This window comes from Streptomyces sp. 796.1 (assembly GCF_047525675.1).
Classification (GTDB): Bacteria; Actinomycetota; Actinomycetes; order Streptomycetales; family Streptomycetaceae; genus Streptomyces.
In genome coordinates this window covers 6935-33758 of sequence record NZ_JBLIWA010000006.1, presented here as the reverse complement: position 1 = coordinate 33758, position 26824 = coordinate 6935, and the positions used below count along the sequence as shown (strand labels likewise).

Annotated in this window: 18 protein-coding genes and 1 tRNA gene; 11 read left to right on the top strand and 8 right to left on the bottom strand. The window is 73.7% G+C overall.

The annotated features are described in order from the left end of the window. Positions 1-25: 25 nt before the first annotated feature. Positions 26-1642 carry a cation:proton antiporter gene (locus ACMA1D_RS06080; protein ID WP_414722833.1) on the top strand — a complete coding sequence of 539 codons (1617 nt, stop codon included), beginning with the start codon at positions 26-28 and terminating at the stop codon, positions 1640-1642. Positions 1643-2043: 401 nt separating this feature from the next. Here ACMA1D_RS06080 and ACMA1D_RS06075 read toward each other — a convergent pair whose 3' ends face one another. Further along, positions 2044-2877 (bottom strand): AraC family ligand binding domain-containing protein, encoded by an 834-nt coding sequence (locus ACMA1D_RS06075; protein WP_414722832.1) that lies wholly within the window; start codon positions 2875-2877, stop codon positions 2044-2046. Positions 2878-2986: 109 nt separating this feature from the next. On the opposite strand from ACMA1D_RS06075, the gene ACMA1D_RS06070 reads away from it, so the two are divergent. Both ACMA1D_RS06070 and ACMA1D_RS06065 read left to right on the top strand, forming a co-directional pair. Beyond that, positions 2987-3934: a DMT family transporter gene (locus tag ACMA1D_RS06070; RefSeq protein WP_414722831.1), complete on the top strand. Its 948-nt coding sequence runs from the start codon at positions 2987-2989 to the stop codon at positions 3932-3934. Positions 3935-4248: 314 nt separating this feature from the next. Beyond that, positions 4249-5073: a TetR/AcrR family transcriptional regulator gene (locus ACMA1D_RS06065; RefSeq protein WP_414722830.1), complete on the top strand. Its 825-nt coding sequence runs from the start codon at positions 4249-4251 to the stop codon at positions 5071-5073. A 315-nt stretch (positions 5074-5388) separates the two neighbouring features. Here the strand turns inward: ACMA1D_RS06065 and ACMA1D_RS06060 are convergent, their stop codons facing one another. Both ACMA1D_RS06060 and ACMA1D_RS06055 read right to left on the bottom strand, forming a co-directional pair. Continuing rightward, positions 5389-6846 carry an aminopeptidase P family protein gene (locus ACMA1D_RS06060; protein WP_414722829.1) on the bottom strand — a complete coding sequence of 486 codons (1458 nt, stop codon included), beginning with the start codon at positions 6844-6846 and terminating at the stop codon, positions 5389-5391. 458 nt (positions 6847-7304) lie between these two features. Further along, positions 7305-8978: a SpoIIE family protein phosphatase gene (locus ACMA1D_RS06055; protein ID WP_414722828.1), complete on the bottom strand. Its 1674-nt coding sequence runs from the start codon at positions 8976-8978 to the stop codon at positions 7305-7307. 981 nt (positions 8979-9959) lie between these two features. Between ACMA1D_RS06055 and ACMA1D_RS06050 the strand changes: the two genes are divergently transcribed. Next, positions 9960-10643, top strand: a complete 684-nt coding sequence (locus tag ACMA1D_RS06050; RefSeq protein WP_414722827.1) for a bifunctional DNA primase/polymerase — start codon at positions 9960-9962, stop codon at positions 10641-10643. Positions 10644-14376: 3733 nt separating this feature from the next. Here the strand turns inward: ACMA1D_RS06050 and ACMA1D_RS06045 are convergent. Next, positions 14377-15348, bottom strand: a complete 972-nt coding sequence (locus ACMA1D_RS06045) for a DUF5926 family protein (RefSeq protein WP_414722826.1) — start codon at positions 15346-15348, stop codon at positions 14377-14379. A gap of 202 nt (positions 15349-15550) precedes the next feature. On the opposite strand from ACMA1D_RS06045, the gene ACMA1D_RS06040 reads away from it, so the two are divergent. After that, positions 15551-15940 carry a hypothetical protein gene (locus ACMA1D_RS06040; protein ID WP_414722825.1) on the top strand — a complete coding sequence of 130 codons (390 nt, stop codon included), beginning with the start codon at positions 15551-15553 and terminating at the stop codon, positions 15938-15940. A 56-nt stretch (positions 15941-15996) separates the two neighbouring features. Here ACMA1D_RS06040 and ACMA1D_RS06035 read toward each other — a convergent pair whose 3' ends face one another. Continuing rightward, positions 15997-16617 (bottom strand): ATP-binding protein, encoded by a 621-nt coding sequence (locus ACMA1D_RS06035; protein WP_414722824.1) that lies wholly within the window; start codon positions 16615-16617, stop codon positions 15997-15999. A 131-nt stretch (positions 16618-16748) separates the two neighbouring features. Next, positions 16749-17585, bottom strand: coding sequence for a glycerophosphodiester phosphodiesterase (locus ACMA1D_RS06030; protein ID WP_414722823.1), 837 nt, complete (start codon positions 17583-17585; stop codon positions 16749-16751). Between the two features lie 267 nt (positions 17586-17852). On the opposite strand from ACMA1D_RS06030, the gene ACMA1D_RS06025 reads away from it, so the two are divergent. Together ACMA1D_RS06025 and ACMA1D_RS06020 are read left to right on the top strand one after the other, a co-directional pair. Continuing rightward, positions 17853-19583 carry a S1C family serine protease gene (locus ACMA1D_RS06025; protein WP_414722822.1) on the top strand — a complete coding sequence of 577 codons (1731 nt, stop codon included), beginning with the start codon at positions 17853-17855 and terminating at the stop codon, positions 19581-19583. Positions 19584-19711: 128 nt separating this feature from the next. Continuing rightward, positions 19712-19798, top strand: a tRNA-Ser gene (locus ACMA1D_RS06020). A 219-nt stretch (positions 19799-20017) separates the two neighbouring features. Here the strand turns inward: ACMA1D_RS06020 and ACMA1D_RS06015 are convergent. Then, positions 20018-20572 (bottom strand): hypothetical protein, encoded by a 555-nt coding sequence (locus ACMA1D_RS06015; RefSeq protein ID WP_414722821.1) that lies wholly within the window; start codon positions 20570-20572, stop codon positions 20018-20020. A 115-nt stretch (positions 20573-20687) separates the two neighbouring features. Continuing rightward, the gene (locus ACMA1D_RS06010) at positions 20688-20855 is read right to left on the bottom strand and encodes a hypothetical protein (protein WP_414722820.1); all 168 of its coding nucleotides are present in this window, start codon (positions 20853-20855) and stop codon (positions 20688-20690) included. A gap of 484 nt (positions 20856-21339) precedes the next feature. Here ACMA1D_RS06010 and ACMA1D_RS06005 point away from each other — a divergent pair, with 484 nt between their 5' ends. From ACMA1D_RS06005 to ACMA1D_RS05990, 4 genes are all read left to right on the top strand, one after another. Then, positions 21340-21654 (top strand): hypothetical protein, encoded by a 315-nt coding sequence (locus ACMA1D_RS06005; RefSeq protein WP_349996433.1) that lies wholly within the window; start codon positions 21340-21342, stop codon positions 21652-21654. 844 nt (positions 21655-22498) lie between these two features. Then, positions 22499-23719 carry a DUF1906 domain-containing protein gene (locus tag ACMA1D_RS06000; RefSeq protein ID WP_414722819.1) on the top strand — a complete coding sequence of 407 codons (1221 nt, stop codon included), beginning with the start codon at positions 22499-22501 and terminating at the stop codon, positions 23717-23719. Between the two features lie 449 nt (positions 23720-24168). Continuing rightward, positions 24169-24708, top strand: coding sequence for a SigE family RNA polymerase sigma factor (locus ACMA1D_RS05995; protein ID WP_349997139.1), 540 nt, complete (start codon positions 24169-24171; stop codon positions 24706-24708). Between the two features lie 426 nt (positions 24709-25134). Then, positions 25135-26787, top strand: a complete 1653-nt coding sequence (locus tag ACMA1D_RS05990) for a long-chain fatty acid--CoA ligase (RefSeq protein WP_414722818.1) — start codon at positions 25135-25137, stop codon at positions 26785-26787. Positions 26788-26824: the final 37 nt, after the last annotated feature.

Below are 26824 nucleotides of genomic sequence, written 5' to 3'. Positions count from 1 at the left end.
GTGCCATTGAGGGGAGTTGGCGAGAATGCATCGGTCGGAGCCTGTGCGAAATAGCGGACGGTGGCGCGTTTGTGCCGCCCTCTTTTTGACAGGAGCGTTGCCCATTTCGCTGGTCATTGCCATTTCGGTAATGGTTCAGGGGGATTCCTCGCAGGGAGAGCTGAAGCCTCCGCAGCAGCCGCTTTTGGACACCGCTGGACACTTCTTCCTCGGTGTCGCTGCGGTATTACTTGCCTCGTATGGAATGGGAGTGCTGGCGGAGCGGCTGGGGCAGCCGCGGGTGATCGGGGAGATCGCCGCGGGAATCCTGCTCGGTCCGACGCTGCTGGGGTCGGTGGCGCCCGGGGTGATGGACCAGCTCTTCCCCGAGCGCGTGGTGCCGATGTTCAACGGACTGGCCCAACTCGGCCTGGTGCTGTTCATGTTCGGCGTCGGCCAGGAGCTGGGCTCGATGCAACTGCGCGGCGCGGCCCGGCAGGCCATGGCGATCAGCCAGGCGTCCCTGCTCGTTCCGTTCGCCGCCGGCGTGCTGGTGGCGCTGCCGCTGGTGGACCGGTACATGCCCGACGGGACGCGGCCGGTGGCCTTCGTGCTGTTCGTGGGGTGCGCGCTGAGCATCACGGCCTTCCCCGTACTGGCCCGCATCCTCAGCGACCTGAACCTGTCCAGGACCAGGCCGGGGCGGCTCAGCCTGTTCGCCGCGGCCGTCGGCGACGGCGGGAGCTGGCTGGCGCTGGCGGTGGTGCTGTCCCTCTCGCACGGCAGCGACCCGCTGACCGTGCTCGCCCGGGCGGTGGCCGTGGTAGCCGTGACGATGCTGTTCGTGGGCCCGCTGCGGCGGCTGCTCGCGCAGGGCATCAAGCGGGTGCCCAGCGGCATGGGGACGGCGTCCGGGGTGATGCTGTTCCTCGTCGTCGGCGTCGGCGTGTCGGCCACGCTCACCGCGGTGCTCGGTATCCACCAGCTCATCGGCGCCCTGCTGGTCGGGCTGATCTGGCCGCACGAGCACCAGGGCGCGACGGCCGCGGTCAGGCCGCTGGCCACCACCGCCAAGACGGTGCTGCTGCCCTTCTTCTTCCTGGGCTTCGGCCTCACCGTCGACCTGGGCTCGCTGCACCTGGACGGCGCGGCCGGCATCGCCCTGCTGTCACTGTTGGCCGCGGCCACCCTCGCGAAGATCGCCGGCCCGAGCCTCGCCGCCTGGCTGACCGGGCTGCCGTGGCGCGAATCGTGCACCGTGGGCGTCCTGTTGAACGCCCGTGGCCTGACCGAACTCGTCGTCCTCCAGATCGGTTACGAGGCCCACCTCATCAACGCCGAGATGCTCGGCCTGCTCACCGTGGTGGCGCTGGTCACGACGGTGATGACCAGCCCGCTGCTGCGGTGCGTCGGCCATCCGCCCGGGGCGCCGCAGGGCCCGGCCGACCCGCCGTCCGCTCCGGCCGACGGGCTGCCGGTCGGGTCCGATGGGGGCGCGGCTGACGGGGCCGCGGCCGAAGGTGCCGGCGCCGCGGGGGCCGCTGCCACCACCGAAGCGCCGGCCGCCGGCACGCCACCGGCCGGCCCGGTGGGACCCGCGGCGTCGGCCGGCGCCGCCCCGCCCCCGACGGAGCCGCAGCCGGCGGGCGAGACGACGGGCTGACGGGGTGGGGGCCCCGCCGCGTACGCGGGTGGCGTGCTGCCATGCGGACGCGGCGGGTCCCCTTCCGTACGCCCGTGGTGGTGTGTCGCCCGTACGGCGGCTGCGGTGTTCCTTCCCGTGCCGGCGTCGATGCCCAGTGGCCGTCTGCCGGTCGACCGGTCCCGGAACCCTCATGTACGGGCACGAGGCGGGCGGCCGGCTGCCCGTGCGGTCAAGGGGCGGGGCGGTTGATGCGCGGGTGTGCACCCTGACGGATGGTCAACTGGCCTTGTTCGCAATGAGCCCAGCGGTCAGCTCATGGCGCGCACGACTGGCGGAGCAGCCAACCCGCTGAACGGCCAACCCGCTGAACGGCCAACCCGCTGAGCGGCCCACCCGCGGCGTCGTCACTCGCGGCGCGGTCACCCCGCGGAGCGCTGGTACGTGCCGGGCGTGATGCCGTACGTGCGCTTGAACCAGCGGTTGAAGTGCGGCTGGTCGGAGAAGCCGGAGGCCGCCGCGGCGTCCGCCGGGGCCATCCCGCTGGACAGCAGGGCCCGTGCCCGGCGCAGCCGCAACAGCCGCTGGTAGTCGCTGGGCGCCATGCCGTACTCGGCCCGGAACGCGCGGTAGAGCGCGAACCTGCTGCATCCGGCCGCTGTCGCCAACTGCTGGGCGGAGACCGGGTCGAGCAGCGCCTCGTCCAGCAGGGCGCGGGCCCGCCGGGCCGCCCGCCGCTGCCCGGCCCCGGCGAGCGAGCGCAGCAGCGGGGTGCGGGTCGCGCCGCGCTCGGCCATCGCCAACACGGCCGCGGTGAGCAACTCCTCACGGTCCAGCGCACTGGAGGGGCCGAGCAAGGTGGCATGCAGCCGGGCGAGCACGGCGGTGAGCAGCGGGTCGGTCAGCACCGGGCGCAGGAACAGCGGCAGCGCCCCTGACCTGCCGTCAGAGGCGTCCGCGAGGATGTCGCTCACCACCGACGGGCCGATGTGCACGATGCGGTAGTGGTAACCCAACTCCACCGCGGCGCGGCCGTCGTGGACCTCGTCGGGGTTGAAGGCCATCACCATGCCGGCGGCACTGGTGTGGTCGGCGCCCCGGCAGCGGAAGCTCTGCGCGCCCTCGTCGGTGATGCCGAAGGAGTAGGTGTCGTGGCTGTGCCGGGAGTACACGTGGTCGTGGAACTCGGCGTGCATGGCCTCCAGCGGGCGGGCGCCGTCCCGCCAGTACCTGGCCCTGTTCCTCCCCACTGACATGGGCCCATTGTGACCCCCGCACCAGCGTTCAAGGCACGGGACGCGGCGCCGGGCACAGTGTCCGCCCATGGGAATGCGGGGACGGGTTAGCAACCCTTATGTGCTGCTGATGACCACCATGGTGCTGTGGGGAGGCTCGTTCTCCAGCTCCAAGGCCGTCGTGGACGAGGTGCCGCACACCGTGGGGGCCTTCCTGCGGTTCGGCGGCGGGGCCATCGCGTTGGTGGCGGCGGTCTGGCTGTTCGACCGGCGGGAAGCCCCGGTGCCGGCCCGCAGCGCCTGGCTGGCCGGGGCGGCGGGGGTGCTCGGCGTCTTCGCGTACAACGGGTTCTTCTTCTGGGGGCTCTCGCTCGCGCCGTCGCTGGACGCGGGCATCCTGGTGCCCGTCATGAGCCCGGTGCTGACCAGCTCGTTCCTGCTGTTGTCCGGCAGGGAGCGGGCGAACTGGCCGCGCGTGGCGGGCCTCGGCCTGGGGCTGACCGGCGCGGCGGTCTTCTTCCTGGGCGCCGGCGGCAGCGGGGGCGGTGGCTCCGACCGCCTGTGGGGCGACTTCCTGTTCCTGCTGAGCGCGGTGTGCTGGGCGTCGTACACGCTGGTCGGGCCGCGGGTGATGGCCGGCATCGCACCGCTGCGCGCCACCACGTACGCGACCTGCGCGGGCGCCGTACTGCTCGCCGCGCTGGCCGCCCCCGACCTGGCCGACACCGACTGGTCGGCGCTGCCGGCCAGTCTCTGGCTGAACGCGGTCTACCTCGCGGTGGGCGCCGCCGCGGTCGCCAACCTGCTCTACTACCGCGGCGTGGGCGAGGTCGGTCCGGGCAGGGCGTCGCTGATGATGTTCAACGTGCCGGTGATCAACACCCTGTGCGCCACCCTGCTCCTCGACGAGTCCTTGGGCTGGCTCCAGGGGGTGGGCGCCGTGGTGCTGCTGGCCGGCGCGGCGCTCGCCGTGACGCAGGGCAAGCGGCCCCGCCGCGCGGCGAAGCAGCCGACGGCGGACGCCCGACCGGTGGCCGAGCAGCAGGCGGGCGACCGAGCGGGCGACCCGGCGAGCTGACGGGGCCGCGGCGTGGGTGACGGTGCGACCGGCGGCGTTTCCGCGTACGGGCTGGTCTACGGCGCCGCGTCATGCGGCGTCAGCCCTGCGGCGCGGGCCGCGTCCCCCGTACGGGGCGTATCGACGGGCGGTCGCAGCGGGGCCCGTACGGTGCATCGGCGCAGGTGGGGGGCGTGAGCCTGCCGCATGGCAGAGGTCCTCCCCTGTGGGGCCCCTGCCACACGGCGTGCTGGGACAATCTAATGCGAGGCTGTTCGCATTAGATTGGATTGGAGAATATGGGCCGTGATCGGGAAGGGCAACTCAGGGAGCGCATGAGCGAGGAACGCCTCACCCCAGGCAGGGCCCGGCCGGGCGGTCGTACGGCGCGGACCCGGGCCGCCGTGCTCGCCGCCACCTTCGACGAACTGGGCGAGGCCGGCTACGGCGGGCTGACCATGGAGAAGATCGCCCAGCGCGCCGGGGTGCACCTGGCGACCCTCTACCGGCGGTGGGGCACGGTCGAGCGGGTCATCTGTGAGCTGATGGTCGATCAGAGCGGCAAGATCCCGCTGCCCGACACCGGTTCGCTCCGCGGCGACCTGCGGGCGCTCTCGCTCGGCATCGGCTCCTTCTACAGCGCACCGCGCAACCGCAGCGTGATGGAGGCGGTGATCGCCGCGGCGGTGCGCCACCCGTACGCGGCCGAGATGCTGCGCGACTTCTTCCAGGACCGCAGGGGCCAGGCGGCCGAGTTGGTGGTGCGCGCCGTCGAACGCGGTGAGGTGCCGGCCGACACGGACGCGGACGAGGTGATCGCCGCCCTCGGCGCGCCCTTCTACTACCGGCTGCTGGTCTCCCGCGGCCAGATCGACGAGCACCTGGCCGAGACCACGGCGACGGCCACGTACGTCGCGGCCCGCGCCGGCGCCTTCACGCCGGCGGCGTCGGCCACGGCCGGTTCCGACGCCCAGAACCCTTCGCTGACCTGCACCGATGTCAAGGCTGGGGCCGAGGCGGGTGCCGAGGCCGAGACCGGCACCGCGTCCGGCGCCAAGGCCCGTACCACCACCAACTCCGCCACCAAGTCCGCCGCCAATTCCAGCACCAACCCCGAGCGCGTACCAAGGCAGAAGGACGGCGGCGCCCACGACGGCTGACCGCGCGCCGGGCGGGCCCGTACGGCAGCCTGCACCTCAGCAACCCACACCGCAGCGGCAGCCACCCCGGCAACACCCACCCACCCCGCAACACCCACCCACCCCGCAACACCCACCCACCCCAGCGGCACCCACCCACCCACCCACCGCCAGCGGCGCACCCCCAGCAACACCCACACCCCAGCGGCAGCGCCACACGCACCACGGCCCGGTGACGAAGCTCGTCGGGTGCTTCGTCACCGGGCCGTGGCCGTCGTGCCGGGAGTGTCGGGTCCCGTCGGGTTCGGGTCCCGTCGGGTTCGGGGCCCGTCGGGGTCAGCCCTTCAGGCGGGCCATCCACAGCTCGATCTCGTCGGCGGTGCGCGGCAGCGCGGCCGACATGTTCCGGTTGCCGTCCTCCGTCACGAGGATGTCGTCCTCGATGCGGATGCCGATGCCGCGGTACTCCTCCGGCACCGTCAGGTCGTCAGCCTGGAAGTACAGGCCCGGCTCCACGGTCAGGCACATGCCCGGCTCCAGGGTGCCGTCGGCGTACGTCTCGCGGCGGGCGACGGCGCAGTCGTGCACGTCGATGCCGAGCATGTGCCCGGTGCCGTGCAGCGTCCAGCGGCGCTGGAGGCCGAGTTCGAGCACCCGGTCGACCGGGCCTTCGAGCAGGCCCCACTCCACGAGGTGGGTGGCGAGCACGCGCTGCGACGCCTCGTGGAACTCGACGTACTTCGCGCCCGGCTTGACCGCCGCGATGCCGGCCTCCTGCGCCGCGTACACCGCGTCGTAGATCTTCCGCTGGAGCGCGGTGAACGTGCCGTTGATCGGCATCGTCCGGGTGACGTCGGCGGTGTAGAGGGTGTGCGTCTCCACGCCGGCGTCCAGCAGCAGCAGCTCGCCCGGGCGCACCGCACCGTCGTTGCGCACCCAGTGCAGGGTGGTGGCGTGCGGTCCTGCCGCGCAGATGGAGCCGTAGCCGATGTCGTTGCCCTCGACCCGGGCGCGCAGGAAGAAGGTGCCCTCGATGTAGCGCTCGGAGGTGGCCTCGGCCTTGTCCAGTACGCGTACGACGTCCTCGAAGCCGCGCACCGTGGAGTCCACGGCCTTCTGGAGCTCGCCGATCTCGAACTCGTCCTTGACCAGGCGCAGCTCGTTGAGGAAGGAGCGCAGTTCGGCGTCCCGCTCGGCGGTGACCTTGTCGGTCAGCGCCGCCTCGATGCCCGCGTCGTGCCCGCGGACGACGCGGACCGGCCCGGACGCCTCGGCCAGCTTCTCCGCGACCTCGCGCACGTCCGCGCAGGGCAGGCCGTAGAGCTGCGAGGCTTCGGCGAGGCTGTTGCGCCGGCCCACCCACAGCTCGCCCTGGCCGTCGAGCCAGAACTCGCCGTTCTCCCGGTTGGAACGCGGCAGCAGGTACAGCGTCGCGGTGTGGCCGCTCGCCCCGGTCGGCTCCAGGACCAGCACGCCGTCCTGGGTCTGGTCGCCGGTGAGGTGCGCGTACTCGCTGGAGGCGCGGAAGGCGTACTCGGTGTCGTTCGAGCGGGTCTTGAGGTTGCCCGCGGGAATCACCAGCCGCTCGCCGGGGAAGCGGGCGGAGAGCGCGGCGCGGCGCCGGGCGGTGTGCTCGACCTGCGGGATCGGCCGCAGGTCGTGCAGCTCGGTGTCGGCCCAACCGCTCTGCATGTTGGTGGCGAGCTCGTCGGACACGCCGTGGTAGAGCGTGTTCTTGCGCTGCTTGATCGGCTTGTCGCTCTCCAGGGTCTCCGGAGTGGGCTCCTCGGTCACGTCTCCTCCTCGAACTGGACCGCCCCGGCCTCGGGCCTGGGGACCTTCTCCATCGTATGTGTGAGCGACACCTACTTCGGAGGGCCCGGCCCCACCGATGGCCAGAGGACCGAAAACAGCAGCTCACGCGCGGGTTCTGGGAACGCCAGCGTTGGTCTGGACCGCGGCTGGCCGCCGCTCGGCACGGGCGGCCCACCACCCCGGGTCCGGCCGCGCCGTCCCCCGTCCACCACCCCGCTGACCTGGCCCGGCGCCGCACACCGCACCCGCGGCCGGGCGCCGGCGCCGCGCGGCGGGCGTCCCGGCACCGCGCCCCGGATGCCCGCCGGGTCCGTCCCGACCTGCCCGCCAGGACCCCCGTCGGGGCCCGGACCGACCTGGCCCGGGCCACCGGCCGGCCGCCGGACCCATCCCGATCCGGACGTCCCGCGCGACCTGCCGCGCTGTCGCCCCACCGATCAGTCGAAGCGCGCCGCGAGCAGCACGATGTCCTCGTCGTCGCTGGTCAGCGAGGTGCCATCGGGACGGCCCTGGCCCGTGCCCGACCGTGCGATGACCGTCCGCAGCACGTGGTCGACCACCGCGTCCGGGTCGTGCAGGGCGGCCTTCGGCACGCTCGCCGCCGCCGCGTGCACCTGGGCGAACGCCCGGTCCATGGGCGCGCCGGTGCGGTGCAGCAGCCCGTCGCTGAACAGCAGCAGCGTGTCGCCCGGCTCCGGCGACACGCCCACGCTCGGCGCCTCCCAACAGGCGAGCATGCCCAGCGGCGCGGACAGCGAGGTCTCCACGTACCGCGTCCGCTCCGTGCCGATCAGCAGCGGCGGACAGTGCCCGGCCCCGGCCAGCACCACCGTCCGGTGGGCCGGTTCGCAGTACGCGAAGAGCGCGGTGGCCGCGCGCGCCGGCTCGGTGAGGCGGAGCAGGAGTTCCAGGTCGGAGAGGACGGCGACGGGGTCTTCGCCTTCGAGGACGGCGTACGCGCGGAGCGAGGCGCGCAGCCGCCCCATCGCCGCGACCGCGCTCGGCCCGCCGCCGGTGACCCCGCCGATGCTGAGCCCGAGCGCGCCGTCGGGCAGCGCCAGCGCGTCGTACCAGTGGCCGCCGCCGAACGGCCCGGTGTGGTGCCGCGCGGCGAGCCGGACGCCGGGCACCCGCGGCAGCCGGCTCGGCAGCAGCTCCTCGCGCAGCGTGGCGACGGTACGGCGGTCCCGGTGGAGTTCGACGTGGCGGGCGATGTGCTCGGCCGCGTACCTGGTGTAGAGGCCGACCAGGTGCCGCTGGCGCGCCGTCGGCTCGGTCGGCTCGTCGTACAGCCAGACCACGGCGCCGAGCCGGCCGCGCGGCGGGTCCGGTGGTGCCGCCGTCGCCAGGGCACGGCCCGCGCGGGGCCCGGCGGCTGGGTCCGGGCTGGTGGCGGGGTCGAGGCCGGTGGTGGGGTCGAGGCCGGTGGTGGGGTCGGCCCCGGCGGCGGTCTCGGCCGCCGGCTCGTCGCCGTACCCGGCTGGCTGCTGCCCGCGGGCCTCCAGCGGCAGCGCGTAACTGGCGGCGTAGCCGAGCCGGGCGGCCACCTCGCGGTGGCGCGGGTCGAGGTCGTCCTCGCCGGCGATGTCGGGATGCGCGTCCTCGGTGGGCCAGCTCCCGACCGTGGTGGGGGCGTCGGGGCCGGTGGCGGGGGTGTGGGCCGCGCCGGGGGCGGCGCGGGTGCCGGTCGTGGGGCGGGTGTCGGTGGCACCGGGTGCGGTGTGGGTGGCGGGGTCTCCCGCCGCGGCGCGGGTGCCGCCTCCCGCGCCGGCGGCCGGCTCGGGCAGCCCGTCCAGGAGCCGGCCGACGGAGCCCGAGGCGCGCGGGATGGTCTCGATGTGGCCCAGTTCCGCGTGGCCGAGACCGAGCCCGATGGTGAGGGCGGGGCCGAGTCCGTCGGCGGGCTCCAGGGCGGCCATGCCGCGCTGCGCCCCGACGAGCGAGGCGCCCGCGCGCAGCAACTCGCGCAGCGCGTCGTCGAGCGTGGTCGCGTGCGCGAGCCGCTCGGTGAGCTCGTGCAGCGTGGTGAGGTCGGACACCCACCCCGCGAGCCGGTCCTGGACGACGGTGTACGGCGTGCTGGCGGACGGCAACCGGCCCGCGTCGAGCACGGAGGGTGACGTGGCCTGCTGGTGCGCCGATGCAGCGCCGCCGGTGCGCGAGGAAGGAGCGGCTGGAGCCGGCTCGGGATTGTGAGAGGGTCCCGGAAGAGATGAATCGATTCCAGCCGCTTTTGGAAGTCTCCGCGCCGTCATGGTTGACCACGCCCGGTGCTGGATAGTGGCCGGCCGCCGATGGTGCATTGCGTCTCGGGGGAAGTGCCCGTCTTTTTTCTGATTCGTGGCGCTTTATCGACCCAGTGAGCGGGATCGGAAGGCAGGGGCATTCTCCTCAATAGCATCGCAAACCCCCATGTCATGTTGCGCCGCTATGAATGCTCCACATGTACACGTACCCGTCAGGCGATGTCTAGCACTGGGTAGGTGGGGTTGGTGGTGTCTGTGGCGAATCGAAGTTGTCTCGAAAATGCCCTCCGAGTCGTCAAATTGCGGTCGACTGTCGTCATCCGGCAGCGCGTCATACCCACTTCGGCGGGTATGCACTTGTTGAAGGGCGGGGGTAGTTGGGTCGACCCGGAACCCCATCGCGGGTCCGAACGTCTTCATCGATGACGGTCGAGCCCACCCTCAGCGGTGGCGGGGGACGCACACTGAGTAAGAGCGGGCAAGCGCGCAGCGCACGCCACCCCTCGCCACGGTCCACGCTCGGCCGCAGGGGGCTCCTCGGGTGGCACGGTTGGGGAGAGGCATACCCCCCGCACGTGCAGTGACATGAGTTCACGAAATGTGATCGACGGCGTCGGCTCGACGCCGCACCGCGCAAGCGAAGTGAAGCGATGCTGCGAGCAGAGCGCAGCGTTCGAAGTGCCAGAAGTGCTTGAAGTGCCAGCAGTGTCCAGTAGTGCCACCGTGTGAGCAGTGCCACCGCAGTGCCATGCGTCGCCCAGACCAGCGACGCCATGGAGATGAAACGTCCGCTGCCCCGCGGGGCAGTCCGCAGCCCTCGGCGTTCACGGAAAGGAACGAGCGCTCATGCGCGAGATCCCCGGTAGGCGACGCAAGTTCTCGATGCGGCGCGGCAGGAGGACGGCGCTGCTCGGCGCGGCGCTCACCTGCGCCACCGAGTGGCGCTGGCCGATCCTTCCCGGAGCCGGCATTCCTCCTGGTGGGAGGCCCGGCGAGTGCAGTTGCCCACATCCGGACTGCGTGGTTCCCGGCGCCCACCCGTTCGACCCGGGGCTGCTGGCGGCGACCACCGACGCCCGGATGGTGCGCTGGTGGTGGACCAACCGGCCCACCGCGCCGATCATCCTGGCGACCGGCAACCAGGCGCCGTGCGCGGTCAGCCTGCCCGCCGTCGCCGGCGCCCGCGCGGTCGCCGCACTTGACCGGGCCGGCGTCACCATCGGCCCCGTCGTCGCGACCCCGACCCGCTGGTCGCTGCTGGTCGCCCCGTACTCGCTGGAGGAACTCGGCGAACTGCTGCACAGCCAGGACTGGGTGCCGAGTTCGCTGCGCTTCCACGGCGACGGCGGGTACGTGGCGCTGCCGCCGTCCCAGATCGGCGCCGGCCAGGTGCGTTGGGAGCGGGCCCCGCGCCCGGCCGCCCGCGGCACCCTGCGCCCGTGGCTCCCGCAGGTCAGCACCGTCGCCGACGCCCTGGTCGAAGCCAGCGCCAGCGCCCCAGGCGGCAGCAGCAGCGAACTCGCCTACTGAAACGAGCAGCGCGCGCTTGCGTGCGGGGGTGCCGGGGCGGGCTCGAACCACGAAGACGAGACAGCACGACGACAGCACGACAGCACGGCGGCTTGCGGGACCTCCCTCGCCGGCAAGACTCCGCTGAGTACGAGCACGAGCACGAGCACGAGTACGCGAACCAGAACCGGAACGAGAACCAAGGCGCGCCCGCGATCTGCCGGGACGCGCCTTGGGGCGTTTCCGGGGCGGACGGGGCGGTTCCGGCCTGGTTCAGGATTCCGGTACGAGGTTCCGGTACGGCTCGGCCCGGGATTCCGCTTCTGCGCCGCCGCCCCGCCCGGACGTCCCGGCAGCGTCTCGAACCGCCCCACCGGCCACCCGCACCGCGCACGCACCGCCCCGCGTACGTTTTCCGCCGCCGGGACCGCATTGCCCGGGCCGGGTGGACCGGCTGGCAGCCCGGCCCCCGGCCGCCCGGCCGTCCGTGTCGGCCGCGCACCCGCCGGGCCTTCGGGCGGCGGGCCTTGGACGCCGGTGGTACAGCGCCCGGACGTACGACGACGTACGCCCACGTACGCCGACGTGCGACCGTTCGGCGGGTGGAGCGTGCCCGGCCGGGCACGGCGCGACGGGTCGGCCGCGCGAGACCCGGCGGCGGCCCGGTTGTGCGGATCGTCCTAGTGGCAGGCCGACACCCTGTGCCAGCACTGGTGCGTCCGCCCGACAGCCGCGTTTCGCTCTTGAATGCTCGATGCATCGAAATGGCGCGGCTGAAGCCGTCCGCGGATGTCCCGTTCGCGATGGGCGGCCGGACCGCGCGCCTCCGACGGGCCGGAGGCCGCCCGTCCACCCGCCGGGCCAAGGGCGTCACGGAAGGTGACGGTCACGGAGAGTAGAAGCGTGATTGCGCCACGCTGAGCTCGCTGACCCCAGCACCGAACTCTCCGGTACTGGCTCAATATCGTCCCTCCAGCCGGGCTGGACTGGGGCTCCAGTGGCCCACGTGATGCCTGGGACGAGCCCCTGCGGTCCGGCGGGACGCCCCGAACGCGGCGTCCCCGACGGCCGGCCTGCGGTCGTACGAGCCTCCGCCCGCCTGCCACATCCCGCCCACCACCCACCGCCCCGTCAGCCACTGCCCGACGGCGACAGCGCCCGCCCCACCGGCCCCCACGGAAAACCCAGCCCCACCCATCCCGTTGGCCCCGAACCGAGCCGGCCCCCTGCCCTCCCCCCCCTCGACCGCCCGCCGCGAGCCGCCGCACCCGACCCCCACCCCGGCCCCGGGCCCTGCCGCCCGACCCCGACTTCCGCCCGGTCTGCGCTGCGCTCGGGGCCGAGGTCGCCCCGTACGGCACTGGGGGCGGCGGGCGCGGGACGAAGGTGGGGACGCCCGGCGAGGACGGCCCGGCGGGGTGCGGCCGAGGCGGGGCGCTGCGCCGCGCAGCTCGGCGTCGAGCGGTGGTGGCAGGGGGCGGGGTGGCGGCGAGGTCGGCTGCGCGCCGTCCCCGTCCCCGTCCCCGTCCTCGTCCCCGTCCTCGTCCCCTCACGCTCCGGACGACGCCCGCCGGGCCCCCTCACGCCAGCGCGCCGTTCGTCGGGCGCTCAGGCGCCGTCAGCCGCCGCGACGGGCCCCACCAGCCGTCGAGCCGCCGCCAGGCGCCCGCGCGCGTGCTGCGGCGCCGTCCGGGCCGGCAAGGCGGGTCGGCCCCACCTCATCGGCCGGCCCGCCTCGCGCGCACGCGCGCGCGAGGAGGCCCGGCAGACCTCGCGCCGTAGGGGCCGCACAGCGGGGGCGACGGGCGGGTCCGTGGGCGGGGGCGCGGGTACGGCCGTGGGCGCGAGCGCGGCCGGAGCCGCGGCGCCCGCCCACGCGTGGGGCGGGAGCGGGGCGGGAGCGGGGCGAGAGAGGCGGCAGGAGACGGCGAGCGTGCGGCCGGGAGCGACTACCGAAACGGAGCTGACGCAGGGCCAGAACCTGGCGTACGCAAGCGAGGTGGGGGACGCTCGGGGTGTCGCGCGAGCGAGCGTGCGAGGCGGGCGCGAGGGGTGCGGGGCGTCCGACGGTGGGGCTGTGGCGCGAGGGGCGGGGCGGGGGCCGTAGCGGCAACTCCCGGGCCAGGGCGCCGAATCGACGGCGCGGGCCGCAGCCGGTCTACCGCGGCGACGTGGCCGGGTCCGGACATGGAAGCGCCCGGTCGCTGGCGACGGGGGATGCACCAGCGACCGGGCTCCTAGAACGGTAACAAGAGATCGGCGGTTCGCAAATTCGATCGCGGATTTCAAGACGCGTATTTCCTGGCTAATACCGGGAGTTGTGACCAGGGTCACGTATCTGGATCGTCTGAGGATCATCTGTACGGGGTCCGATGGAGACAGGGCGTGACCACGTTGCGCCTCTCCCCGTCCGTCGCGGTCGGGCTATCTCCGCTATCGCCGGCAAACGCGGCTATCCGTGAGCATCCCGTGCAACGGCACTGCTGTCATGGCCACCGCCGGCCGTGCGATGACCGTAGGACGAGCACACCGCACCCGCATCGGAACCCCATCTGAACCCGCCCACCCATCCGCCCCCCATGACCTGGAAGGAAACGCCCTGAGCCGCGGCAAACCTTTGAAACGGCCGAATCTTCTGAGATTCATCGCTGAACTTCTTTGTTGACCGCCGGAACGGTCAACGGCCTGCCCCGATCTCGGCCCGAACATCCGGCTCGGCGCCGCGCCCGCGCCGCCCCCGTCCCGTGCCCGACCCGCGCCCGCTCCGCCACCCGCCGCCGCACCCCACCGCGCAGCCCCGCCCGCGCGCCCCGCCCCGCAGGCTCCGGCGATGCGGCGTCCGCGCTGGTGAGCCCGGTCCCCAGCGGCACGGGCGGCCCCGGAGGCAGGCCCCGTCGCCCTCCCGCCCGCGCCCCGTACCGGCGTCACAACCCCGCCCACCGGCGCCGATGGGCCGGGCCGGCCGGGCCCCGCCGGGCGCCGTCGGCCGGCCCCGGCAGCCCGTCGGTTCGACATTTGTGCCACGGCGCAACGACCGCGGACGCCGCCGCGTACCACCCGAACCATCGGCGCTGCGGACGGGCGCAGCCGCGCATTGTGCAGACCGTACGAAAGATTTGTCCGTACCGTACGAACGAACACGTTCTGCAAAGAGCCTGCGATATCTCCGGCCGGTCAGTACCGCTGTGGGAAGGCGGCTAAGCCGGGGAAGTGGTGCGGGCTTGCCGTTGAGTGGAGGGCCGCATTCGGCGGGTGGGGCGCCCGGATGGAATCGATCACCCGCCGCATCGTGAACCGCACTCGGCCGCCCGCCCCACAAACAATCGGGCAAACGGCTGGTCGGACGGCCGTGTCATTGATGGTGAAACCACGGCGTGGAAGTTGAAACATCCGGAATGCATTATTCCGGTCTGATGGCGAACACTCCCGCACTCCGGTTCTCCGGCCCGCGCCACCGCAGTAAGCCCTTTCTCCCCACCCCGAACCAGCCCGAACCTTCTCCCCGCCACTCCCCGCACGCACGCCCCCGGCCGCCCCGACCACCTGACCCCGCTGCGTACCGCCCCCGCCCGCGCAGACCGCCGCACACCGCACGGGCGGTGGCGTACGCGCCGCACGGGCGACAAGGCGCCGGCAGGCGGCGCGTTCCCTGGGAGCGGGAGCGCGAACGGGGCGCCCCGCGCCGGTCTGGGACCGGCCATGCGGGGCGCCCCGGGGGACGGCTCGTCGCCGTGCGGGCGTGCTCGTGTTCGCGTCAGCTCAAGGTGACCTGACGGTTGGTGAGACCGCTGCGGGCCCGGCGCTCGTCGGCCGTCAGCGGGGCCTCGTTGGCGAGCGCCTCCGCGAGCCGCTCGGCGAAGGCGGCGGCCGGCTTCTCGACGTCGTCGGCGCGGACCGAGGTCGGCAGGTCCCACACCGGCACGGTCAGCCCGTGCGCACGGAACGAGCCGACCAGCCGGGTCCCCTCGCCGAGCGAGGAGGCACCGGCGGCGTGCAGCCGGGCCAGCGCGTCCAGCAGCTTCTCCTCCGGGTGGGTCATGACCCAGCGCAGGTGGTTCTTCTCCGGGGTCTCGCACCAGTACGCCGACTCGACGCCGGAGAGCCGGGCCGTCGGGATGGCGGCGTCATTGGCCCGCTCCAGCGAGGCGGCCACCTCACCGGTCGCGTTCTGCGCGTCCTCGATCCAGAACTCGAACCCGTCGTGCACCACGGGGGCGAAGGCGCCCGCCGGGTCCAGCAGGTCCTGGAGCCGCGGCCCGTCGGCGGACGCGTCGCCCGCCGGCACCGGCGTGCCGGGCTCGGCGGTCAGCGCGCGCTGCAACGTTCCCGCGAGGTCGCGGCTGAGGTCACCGGAGGCGGTGTCGTTCTGGAGGCCGAGCAGCACGGAACCGTCGTCGCGGCGCAGCGCGGGCCAGGCCATCGGCAGCACCGTCGCCAGCGTGACCGACGGCACGCCGTCCGGCAGCCCGCCCTTGAGGTGCAGTTCGACGGTGGCCGCGGGCACCAGTTCGCGCAGCGCGACCCAGTCCGCCTCGCCGGGCAGCCCGTCGAACGGGCGCTGCACGAGTTCGGTCACCGCGTGCGCGGCGGCCCGGCCGTGGCACGCCTTGTACCGGCGGCCCGAGTTGCACGGGCACGGCTCGCGGGCTCCGACCACGGGGTATGCGGCATCGGAGGCCGCGCCCTGGGGCTTGGTCTTCGTCTGGGGGCGGCGCTTCTTGGCCATGGTGTGGCTGTCTCCCGGTCGGTACGGCTCGGACGCCTCGCGAGCCTAGCTCTTCCCGCCCGCGGACCGATCGGCGCACACGGCACCGGCCGCCCCGACGCCGCGACCGGGCGCCGCGGCCCGGCTCCGCGGCGGCCCGCGCACGACGGCCGGCCACCCGCGCGCCGGCGGCGTTGTCACACCCCGCGCCTACGCTTCGACCATGAGCGTTTCCCTGATGTACGAGGCACGCCGGGCGACCCCGCTGACCGCGGACGAGGCCGCCGAGGTCGAGCGGATCGTCAGCGCCCGCGAGGCGTCGTTCCCGTACCCGGACGAAGAGAGCTGCTACCTCTACGACGCCGGTGACCGCGTCCCGGACGCGGTCCTGAACGGCTCCACGAAGCTGCCGTTCAGCCCCGGCCGGCTCTTCCCGGTGATCGCACACGTGCTGGACACCGTGACGGAGCTGCGCCGCGCGCTGCCGACGGCGCAGTGGAGCGTGTCCACGGACGACGTGCCGGTCCCGTGGGACGAGACGGAGGGGTACGCGCTCGCCGGTATGCGGGACGCGGAGCTGATAGCCGAGCTCTGCGCCATCGACGGGGAGTAGGCCGCGGGCCGCGAAGGGCGGCTGGTCGCCGTGGCGCGGCGCGAGGGGCCGGTGGATCAGGCGGTGCCGTCCAGCTCCCCCAGGTCGCTGCCGAAGCCCTTCAACTCTTCAAGCCCGTCCAGCTCCTCCCAGGTGTTGCGCCGCTGGGTGGGACAGCGGACCTCGGGGGCGTACGCGGCGCTGGCCGGCTGCTTGGTGGCGGTGGCGGTGGCGGGAAAGGACAGGACGGCCCAGACGGTCACTTCGCCGTGCCCGTCCCGTACGCCCCATTCGTCGGCGAGTGCGGCGATGATGTTGAGGCCCCGGCCGCCCCGGGCGGTGACGGACGGCGTGGCTGGAAGTGGTCTTGTCGGGCCGCCGCCGTCGGTGGCCTCCACCGTCAGCGTGCCGTAGGGGTCCACGCGCCAGGACGCGCGCATCGCGCCCGGACCCGCACTGCCGTCCGCGCCGTGCGCGGAACTGGTCGGATCGTCTGCGTCCAGCGGTCTGCCGTACCGGCAGGAGTTGCTGAGCAATTCGGAAAGGATCAATACGGCGTCGTCTATGACCGTCTCCGGCACCCCGCTGGAGCGGAGCTCCCCGCGCATCCGGTGCCGCGCTTCCCCCACGCCCGCCGGGCCATGGGGTACGGACATGATCGACGACGTCGGCACTTCCTGTGCCACCACCAACGCCACCCCCGAGACCTCCTTTGCCCCATGCCAGGGGATGGATGCCCGGAGCGAGTGGATCGGAAACCGGCCATCTGGGATCGGACGACGCACTCGTCACGTTCGTCCACGTACCGAATGCGCCGGTGTGCCTCGGCTCAGGGCCGTGGCGCCCTGCCGAGCTGGGCCAGCACCTGCCGCGGACGGTTGGTGATGATGGCTTCGACCCCCAGCCGTACGCACAGTTCGACGTCGGCCGGTTCGTTCACTGTCCATACGTGCACTCGGTGCCCCGCGCGGTGCAGCCTGGCCACGAAACCGGGGTGGTTGCGCAGGATGCGCACGCTCGGCCCGGCGATGCCGACGCCCGCGGGCAGCCGGCCGTCCCGCAGCCGGGGCGAGACGAACTGCATGAGGTAGACGGTGGGCAGCTCCGGCGCGGCGGCCCGGACGCGGTGCAGGGAACGCGCCGAGAAGCTCATCACCCGTACCGGGGCGTGGCCCGCTTCCGTGGGCCCGCCGTCGAGCCCAAACCTGCGCAACAGCGTCAGCAGCCGTTCTTCGACCTGGCCCGCCCACCGGGTGGGGTGCTTGGTCTCGATCGCGAGCCCGACCGGGCGGCCGGCGTCGGCGACGAGTTCGAGCAGCCGCTCCAGGGTGAGCACCGTGGTGCTGTCCCGGTCGGGCAGTTCGGCATCGGCCGCCTGGCCCTTCCAGGAGCCGAAGTCGAGGGCGGCCAGGTCGGCGAGTTCGAGGCTGGAGACGGCGCCGCGGCCGTTGGAGGTGCGGTTGACCCGCCGGTCGTGCACGCACACCAGATGTCCGTCGGCGGTCAGCCGAACGTCGCACTCCAGCGCGTCGGCGCCGTCCTCGATGGCCCGCCGGTACGCGGCCAGCGTGTGCTCGGGTTCGGCGTCGGACGCGCCACGGTGGGCGACGACGGACGGGCTGTGCGGACCGGGGCCGTCGTCCCGGGCCTGGCGCGCATAGGTCACCGCGTTATGGTGCCACCGCCTGGCGCGGGTCGCCTCGGTGGTCGCGGCGCCCGGGGGTCCATCCGCCTCGTCCGTAACCGGCTGGACGGGTGATGGGTCGCTGGTCGGGGCCGCGGCGCAGCACCGTCCTGCACGGTGGTCGGTCGCTCCTTACGACGGCCTGACAAGCCGTGGGAAAGGGTGTCGGCAGACCTTCGTCGGCGCTGGCCACCCGCCACCGGGCCGCAATGTCGTGCATCAGACCGTCGTGCATTTGAGGAGTGAGCTGTGAGCACGGAGAACGAAGGCGCTGCCGTTCCGCCCGAGACCGAGCCGCGCACGGCGCCTCCAGCGCCGCCCGCCACCCCACCCGCTGCACCTTCGGCACCCGCCGCACCCGACTACGGCCTCGCGCCTCCGGCCGGGACGCCCGCGGCCGATGCGGCGCGCCCGGCCGATGCGGCTGGTGCGCCCGACGCGGCCACGAGTGGGCGGGGCGCGGGTCCCGCCGCGGGAACGGAGGCCCCGGCCGATGCGGGTGGTGCGGGCGCCGCGGGCAGCGCGGGCGGTGGCCAGCCGCAGGCCGCCGCGCCGGCGGGACATCCACCGGCGGCACCGCCGGCACCGGCGCCGGTCGACGCGCAGCCGCAGCCGTCGGGTGCGCCGAGCGCGGCGCACCCGGCTGACGCGTATCCGCAGCCGACGCACCCGGCGGCACCGGTGGGCGGCGGTGCGGGTGGCGCGGCGGGCGCGGGCGGCGGCTGGTGGGCCGGCGGCGGCCAGCCGTACGGCGCCGGCGGCGCGGCTGGTGGGCCGGGGATGCCCGGTGCGCCCGGGGCACCTGGTGCGCCCGGTGCGTGGGGCGCGGTCGGTGTGGCGCCGCGACCGCCGTTGCGCAAGCGCGGCGGTCTGGTGGCCGCGGTGCTCGCGGCGGTCCTGGTGGCCGGTGGGATCGGCGGCGGCATCGGGTTCTGGGCCGCGGACCGCAACGACGACGGGGACTCCACCACCGTCGCGGCCTCGTCGGAGGGGTCCAAGACCAACGACCGGGCGCCCGGTTCCGTGGCGGGCATCGCGGACCGGACGCTGCCCAGCGTGGTCACCATAGAAGCGCAGAGCACCTCGGGCGAGGGCGGCACCGGCACCGGCTTCGTCTACGACCAGCAGGGCCACATCCTCACCAACAACCACGTGGTGGCGTCCGCGGCGGACAGCGGTGAACTGCGCGTCACGTTCTCCAACGGCAAGAAGTACCGGGCCGAGGTCGTCGGCCGGGCCGAGGGCTACGACATCGCCGTACTGAAGTTGAAGGACGCGCCCGGCCGACTGGCCCCGCTGCCGCTCGCCGACTCGGACAAGGTCGAGGTCGGCGACGCCACGGTGGCGATCGGTGCGCCCTTCGGCCTCTCCGGCACCGTCACGACGGGCATCATCAGCGCCAAGAAGCGACCGGTCGCCTCCAGCGACGGCGGCGGCAGCAAGGCGTCGTACATGAGCGCACTCCAGACCGACGCCTCCATCAACCCGGGCAACTCCGGCGGCCCGCTGCTCGACAACCGGGGCGCGGTCATCGGCGTCAACTCGGCGATCCAACCGGCCCGCGGCGGGGGCGGCCCCGGCGGTCAGGGCGCGCAGTCCGGCAGCATCGGCCTCGGCTTCGCCATCCCGATCAACCAGGCCAAGCAGGTGGCCGACCAGTTGATCAAGACCGGCCGGCCGGTGTACCCGGTGATCGAGGCCACGGTGAACATGAAGGACAGCGGCGCCGGAGCCACCATCTCCCGCGAGGACCAGGGCACCGCCGAGCCCATCACCCCGGGCGGCCCGGCCGACAAGGCGGGCCTGCGCCCCGGCGACGTGATCACCAAGCTGGACGACACGGCGATCGACAGCGGCCCCACCCTGATCAGCGAAATCTGGACGCACCAGCCCGGCGACAAGGTCGTGATCACCTTCACCCGCGGCGGCAAGGAGATGAAGGCCCAGGTCACCCTCGGCCAACGCGAAGGCGACAGCTAGCCCACACCCCGCTCCCCCTACCCACCCCACACCCACCACGCGCCCCCGCCCACCCCCTGGACCGGGGCGGCGACAAGGCCCCGAAAGCCGCTAGGCTGTAGGCGCTCCGCAGCAGGTGGGCGGGGTGGGGAGGCTTGCCCGAGCGGCCTAAGGGAACGGTCTTGAAAACCGTCGTGGCAGCGATGTCACCGAGGGTTCAAATCCCTCAGCCTCCGCAGTAGGTCAGCGTTTTGGCTGGTCAGCAGGGGCGTCCCGCGGTGCGGGGCGCCCCTGGTGCGTTGGGGGTGTCCCAGGTCGAGCGGAGCCGGCCGAGGTTCTTTCCAAGGCCCCGCCGAGGCGCAACTCGCCTTGTGCGTCCCGCTGGAGTGCCCGGTGGCGGGGGTCGCGGGGTGGCTGTGGCGGAGGCGAAGCCGTACTCCCAGCACGGACCGCTGCTACGTCGCCGGGAAGAGCCGAAGCTTCGCGGTGTGGCCCGTGATCGTGAGGACGGAGAACGACTGGCCGTTGATGGTGGAGGCGCCCGGGCCGGGGAGCTGGTTGCGGAACGAGGAGACGAATCCGTCCGGGGCGACCGAGTGCAGGTCCACGCCTTCGGCGCTGACGGAGTCCACCGTGAACGGGCCCGCTCGGAGGGCGTTGGCGCGGGGGATTTCGGTGCCCTTCGTCACGACGATCGTGCAGCTTCCGTCCGCGCACGCCTGCAACTCGGCCGGTGTCGACGGCTTCATGGGCTTCGCCGGCTTCGCTGGCTTCGCCGTGGTTGGGGACGGTGGCGCGGTGGGCCTGGTGGGTGCGGGTGACGCGGGTGACGGCTTGGCCGAGCGTGAGGGGGTGGCCGAGCGGGGCGCCCCCGCGTCGTCTTTCGAGTCGGAGCCGCAGCCGGCCAGTGCGGCGGTGAGGGCCAGCGCGCAGACGGCCCCCGCCGCGCCGTGCGCCGTAGCCGGCCTGGTCCGATGGCGGCGGCGGGCCGGTGCGTCCGATGTGGTCATGGGGCCGTTCTACACGCGGGTGCTCGTGAGGGGTCCCGTGCCCGGCGAGCCGGCGAAGGCGGCTACGCCTCCAGGTCAGGCCGTGACGGCGTCGGCGTACGGGGGGCGGGCGGGGTCAGGCGTAGCGGCGCTTGTGGTCGGTGGTGGGGCGGTACTTGCGGAGGCAGGTGGTGCAGTACCAGAGCCAGCGGTCCTCCTTGCCGATGCGGATGGTGCTGGTGTCCTTCCACAGGGGTCGGGTGCCGCAGCCGGGGCAGTGGGGTGGGGGTTGCACGGTGCTCACGGGGATCTCCTGGTCCGCGGTCGGGGCCGCGGACCATCGTGCTGGGCGGGCGCGGGGGCGCGACACGGATGGCAGGGGCGTTACCCGTACGAGTGAGGGGAGCGGTGCGGCGTTCGGTTCGCGGGGTGAGAGGTGGTGGGTGGGTCGGCAGTGGGAGGTGTGTGCCCGGCGTGCGCCGGGGGCGGGAGTGAGGCGGGGCTGGGGAGCAGGAACGGTTAGGCGCAGGGGAGTTGGGGGCGTACGCGGAGTGTGTGGAGGGCCCGTTCGGCGGGCGTGCGGGGAGGGTAGGGGCGATGGGTGTGACGGGGTTTGGCGGCCGGGCCTCATGCTTGCGGGGGAATCGGGGGCGGTGCCGAGTTCACCGCCGGACGGGTGGGCAACTCTGGTCTCGCGACGTCGCAACGGGGTCGAGGCGGTGGGCCCACCGCCTTGCGCCAAGGGCTTGATGCACGGTCCAACTCTTGCGATTCCAGGAGGAATTGACATGGCAAGCACTCGCACCGCCCGCGTACTGGCCGCCGTCGCCGCGCTTCCGATGGCCATCGTCTTCATGGGCGGGGTGGCCCAGGCGGACAGCGGAGCGATCGCGGCCGGACTCTCGCGTGCCGAGTCCAACGACGGTGACGCCGCACTCATCGGCAGTGGCGCGGGCCTGAACCTCGGTAATTCGACCACCACGCAACAGGTGGCCAACGGCTCGGGTGCGACGAACAACAACAACACCGCGAACGTCATCGGGTCGGGCATCACGCCCATCAGCCAGCACAACACGAACGTGAGCTTCGGGCCGCTGTGGTGAGGCCGGCCCGGTGGTGCCAGTTCGGTGATGTCGGCCTGGTGGGGCCGGCCCGGTGGTGCCAGCCGTGGTGATGCCATGAGGCTGACGTGAGGTGATCGGTCGCGCGGCGGCGCCCCTTTCGGGCCCCCCCCCCCCCCCCCCCCCCCGCGACTGTTTTCTTTTGCCGTCCCTGTTCCCGTCGCCGTCGCCGTTTCCGTCCCTGTTCGCGTCGCCGTTCCCGTTCCCGTCCCTGCCCCTGGTCCTCGTTCTCGCGCCCCGTACCGGCGCGCGGGGCTCGCGCACCCGGCCCGCGTGGCCGGCCCACACGTGTGACCTGCACATCCGGCGCAGGGAACTGCTCACGCATCCAGCCCACGCATCCAGCCCGCGCACCCCGCCCGCGCGCGTGATCCGCGCGTCCGCCCCGCGCATCGCACGTCCGGGCTAGGTCAGGCGGGGGGATCGGGGGCAGACGGCTGAACGGTAGGCGTGTCTGCCGGCGGTGGCGGGTGGTGGTGCCTTCACTCGGTTTATGGGACGAACGTATGGCATGCGCGGGCGTGGCCCGCGGTCTTGGCTCTTTCGGTACCGGTGGTTGCTGAGCGTCGGGTGGGGCGTGGGCGTTCGGCCGCGCCGCGGCGTACGGCTCGGGAGGGCGCCCGGGACACAGGGGCCGGCGAGCGCGGCGCGGCCCGGGCGGGCGGCTGCGGGCGCGCCGCCGGGCCGGGCGGCTCGGCTGACGCCGTTGCGGCACCGCCGACCCTGGACGGCGGCCGGGGCCCCACCGGGGTCGCCCGACGAGCCACCCCAACCCGCCTGTCCCGGCCGGCGGCGAACCGGCCCGTACGGGCGGTTCGTCGGATGCGTGGTGGGGCTGCTCACCGCGTTGGCCTCGCTCTGCGGGGTCCTGGTGGCCGGGCCGGTGTCCGTGGCCGAGGGGCGGAGCGACCGCTGGGACGACGGGCTGAGCGGTGGCTGGGACGACGGATGGACCGACCGGCTGGCCGGGCCCGGGGGCCAACGGGCCGACGGCGGCAGCGCGGCCACCGCCCCGAACCGCCCGCGGCAGGCCGACCCCGCCACCGCCCAGCGCACTCGCCGACTGAACCCCGCCACCCCGTACCGCCCGCGGCAGGCGAACAGCACCAGCCAGCAGGGTTCGCGCCGCGTGGCGACCGCCCCGCAGCGGGCGCGCAGGGCCGCACCGGCCACGGCCCCGCAGGCCAAGCGGGCTCCGGCGGCCACCCCCAAACACGCACCCAAGCAGGCACCCAAGCACGCCCCGAAGCAGGCTCGGGCCGCGGCGCCGAAGGCCAAGAAGACGGCGCCGCGTCCGGAGCGTGGGGCGGCGAAGGCGGGCGGCGCGCAGCGGCGGAACTTCCACGGGTGGGCCATCGACCGGTGCCAGGCGCCGCCGGTGAGCACGATCCGGGCCTGGAACGCCTCGCCCTACCGCGGGATCGGCGTCTACTTCGGTGGCCGCGGGCGGCACTGCAAGACGCAGAAGCACCTGAGCACCGGTTGGCTGCGCGAGGTGAAGGGGCTGGGTTGGGAGGTCATCCCGATCTACGTGGGGTCGCAGTCGCCGTGCGTGACGGCCGCCTCCAAGCGGCGCTTCCTGATCGGCGACAACGCCTGGGCGCAGGGCCGGCAGGAGGCGCAGGACGCGGTGCGCAGTGCGGGCCGGCTCGGCATGGTGCGGGGCAGCGCGCTCTACCTCGACATGGAGGCGTACCACTTCAAGCGCTACCGCTGTGGCCGCACCACGCTCGCCTTCGTCCGGTCCTGGAACCGTGAGGTGCGCCGGCAGGGGTACGTGCCCGGCTTCTACAGCAGCGCCAACTCCGGCGTACGCCACATGGAGGAGTCGCGGAAGGCGGGGGAGAAGGACCTACCGGAGGTGATGTGGTTCGCGCGCTGGGGCGTGCGGCCTTCGCTGTACGGGGAGCAGTGGTTGGACCGGCGGGCCTGGCACCCGCACCGGCGCATCCACCAGTACGCGGGTGACGTGACCGAGACGCACGGCGGGCGCAAGCTCGCCATCGACCGGAACCTGGTGGACGCCCCCGTCGCGATCATCCGCTGACCTGACCTGACCTGACCTGACCTGACCCGGGCCGTCCCGTCCCCGTGCGGGGCGGCCCGCGCCGGCATCGGCCCGGTCCCGCATCGACGTCGGGGACGGTCCCGCACCAGGCACCGGTACGCTCCGGTGCCGCCCCGCGCGGGGAGCGCGCCAGCCCCGCGGGTGAGCCCCGGGCCGCGGCACGGAGCGCCCGCGGCGGATCGTGGTGGGCCGTGGGTCCCCCCTCGTACTCAGGGATGATTCGGGGTCGAAAGGGCCTCAGCGGCCGGCGTGTCGCGCTCTCCTCAGGGGCCCTGCCGCGGTAGGCCCCGGTGCGCAACCCTGAAAGACCCCGAACGCCCTCCGCCCGAAGGAGGTGGTGCCAGCACCACCCGTACAACCAGAGGCGGACCTCGCTTCGGCACCTGCGGCCGATCCGCAGCGCACCGCGCGCTCCTAGCGTTGAGCCCATGACCACGCCTGTGTGCAACAGCGCATCCACTGCTAGCACTGCCGGGTTCCCGTCGTTCACCTCCTACGTACGGGAGCGCGGGCCGGTGCTGCTGCGTACCGCCCGCTCCCTGACCGCGAACCCCAGCGACGCGGAAGACCTGCTTCAGACGGCGCTCACCAAGACGTATCTGGCGTGGGAGCGGATCGAGGACCACCGGGCGCTGGACGGTTACGTCCGCCGGGCGCTGGTCAACACGCGCACCTCGCAGTGGCGCAAGCGCAAGGTCGACGAGTTCAGTTGCGAGGAGCTGCCCGAGCCCGACCCGGTGCCGGCGCCCGACCCCGCCGAGCAGCAGGTGTTGCGGGACGCGATGTGGCGCGCTGTGGTGCGGCTCCCGGACCGGCAGCGCGCCATGGTCGTCCTGCGGTACTACGAGGACCTGAGCGAGGCGCAGACCGCCGAGGTGCTCGGCGTCTCCATCGGCACCGTCAAGAGCGCCGTCTCGCGCGCCCTCGGCAAGCTCCGCGAGGACCCGGAGCTGAGCCGGGCCGCGTAGGGCCACCGGTCCGAAGGGGCCCGCCCCGCACGAGCCCCGTCTCGCCCCGCACGGCAGGCCCCGCCCCGCGCGGGCAAGCCCCGTGCCGCCTCTCTCACGCTGCCGGGCCCGTCGTGGCCCCGCCCCGTACGCCGCGGTGTGCCGTGCCTCCCCGCCGCACGCCGCGGTTCGCACCCCCAGGTTCCAAGCCCGGCCCGTACGCCGATGCCCGTACGCCGATGCCACCCCCGCGCCCTCCCGCGCGGGCGCGAACGTGGCCCGTGCGGTGCGGCGGGAGGGGGCTGGGGGGCGATCCCGGCCAGGACGTGGCTGGCCCGCGGGAACCCAGGGGGCCGGCCCGCGGGAACTAGTGACATGCCGGGCGGTCGGCTGCGATATTCGGCGCATCCCTTACCCGCGCGTAACACACCCTCTCGGGAGGCCCCGGTGCAGAGCACGATGCAGGACGTACCGCTGACCGTCAGCCGCATCCTGCGGCACGGTTCGACGGTGCACGGCAACTCGCAGGTCGTGACCTGGACCGGGGACGGCGAACCGGAGCGACGTACGTTCGCCGCGGTCGGGGCGCGGGCGGCGCAGCTCGCGCACGCGCTGCGGGACGAGCTCGGGGTGCACGGCGACCAGCGGATCGCGACCCTCATGTGGAACAACTCCTTCCACCTTGAGGCGTACCTCGCCGTGCCGTCCATGGGCGCCGTGCTGCACACCCTCAACCTGCGGCTCCCCGTCGACCAGCTCACCTGGATCGTCAACCACGCCGCCGACCGGGTCGTGCTGGTCAACGGCTCGCTGTTGCCGCTGCTCGCCCCGCTGCTGCCGCAGTTGCCGACGGTCGAGCACGTGGTGGTGGCGGGCCCGGGCGACCGGTCGCTGCTCGCGGACGCCGGGCCGCAGGTGCACGACTACGAGGAACTGCTGGCCGGCCGCCCGACCGACTACGACTGGCCCGAGATCGACGAGCGCGAGGCCGGCGCGCTCTGTTACACCTCGGGCACCACCGGCGACCCCAAGGGCGTCGCGTACAGCCACCGCTCCCTCTACCTGCACGCCATGCAGGTCAACAATGCCGAGGCGTTCGGGATGACGGTGGCGGACACGATGTTGCCCGTGGTGCCGATGTTCCACGTGAATGCCTGGGGGCTGCCGCACGCCGCGTTCCTCGCGGGCACCAGGCTGCTGATGCCGGACCGTTTCCTCCAGCCGGCGCCGCTGGCCGAGATGATCGAGATCGAGCGGCCGACGCTCGCCGCGGCCGTGCCCACCATCTGGCAGGGGCTGCTGGCCGAACTGAACGCGAGGCCGCGCGAGGTGGCGTCGCTGCGCAGCGTCATCATCGGCGGCAGCGCCTGCCCGCCGTCGCTGATGCGGGAGTACGAGGAGCGGCACGGGGTGCGGGTGGTGCACGCGTGGGGGATGACCGAGACGTCGCCGCTGGGTTGCATCTCGCACCCGCCGCACGGCCTCTCCGAGGAGGAGACCTGGGCGTACCGGCTGACGCAGGGCCGTTTCCCCGCCTCCGTCGAGGCCAGGCTCGCCGGCGCGGACGGCACCTTCCAGCCGTGGGACGGGCAGTCGGCCGGCGAACTTGAGGTGCGCGGGCCGTGGATCGCGGCGGCGTACTACGGGGGCGCCGCGGGCGAGCCGCTGCGGCCCGAGGACAAGTTCAGCCCGGACGGCTGGCTACGCACCGGCGACGTCGGCACCATCACGCCGGACGGCTACCTGACGCTGACCGACCGGGCCAAGGACGTCATCAAGTCCGGCGGCGAGTGGATCTCCTCGGTGGAGCTGGAGAACCAGCTCATGGCCCACCCGGACGTGGCGGAGGCGGCCGTGGTCGCGGTGCCCGACGAGAAGTGGGGCGAGCGCCCGCTGGCCGCCGTCGTCCCCAAGGAGGGCGTCCGCGTCGACTACGCGGAGCTGCGCGGCTTCCTCGGCGAAAGCGTCGCGCGCTGGCAACTGCCGGAGCGCTGGACGCAGATCCCGGCGGTGCCCAAGACGAGCGTCGGGAAGTTCGACAAGAAGGTGCTCCGCAAGCAGTACGCGGACGGCGAGCTCACGGTGACGACGCTCGGCTGAGACAGAGGTGGGGGGGGGGGGGGGGGGGGGGGGGGGG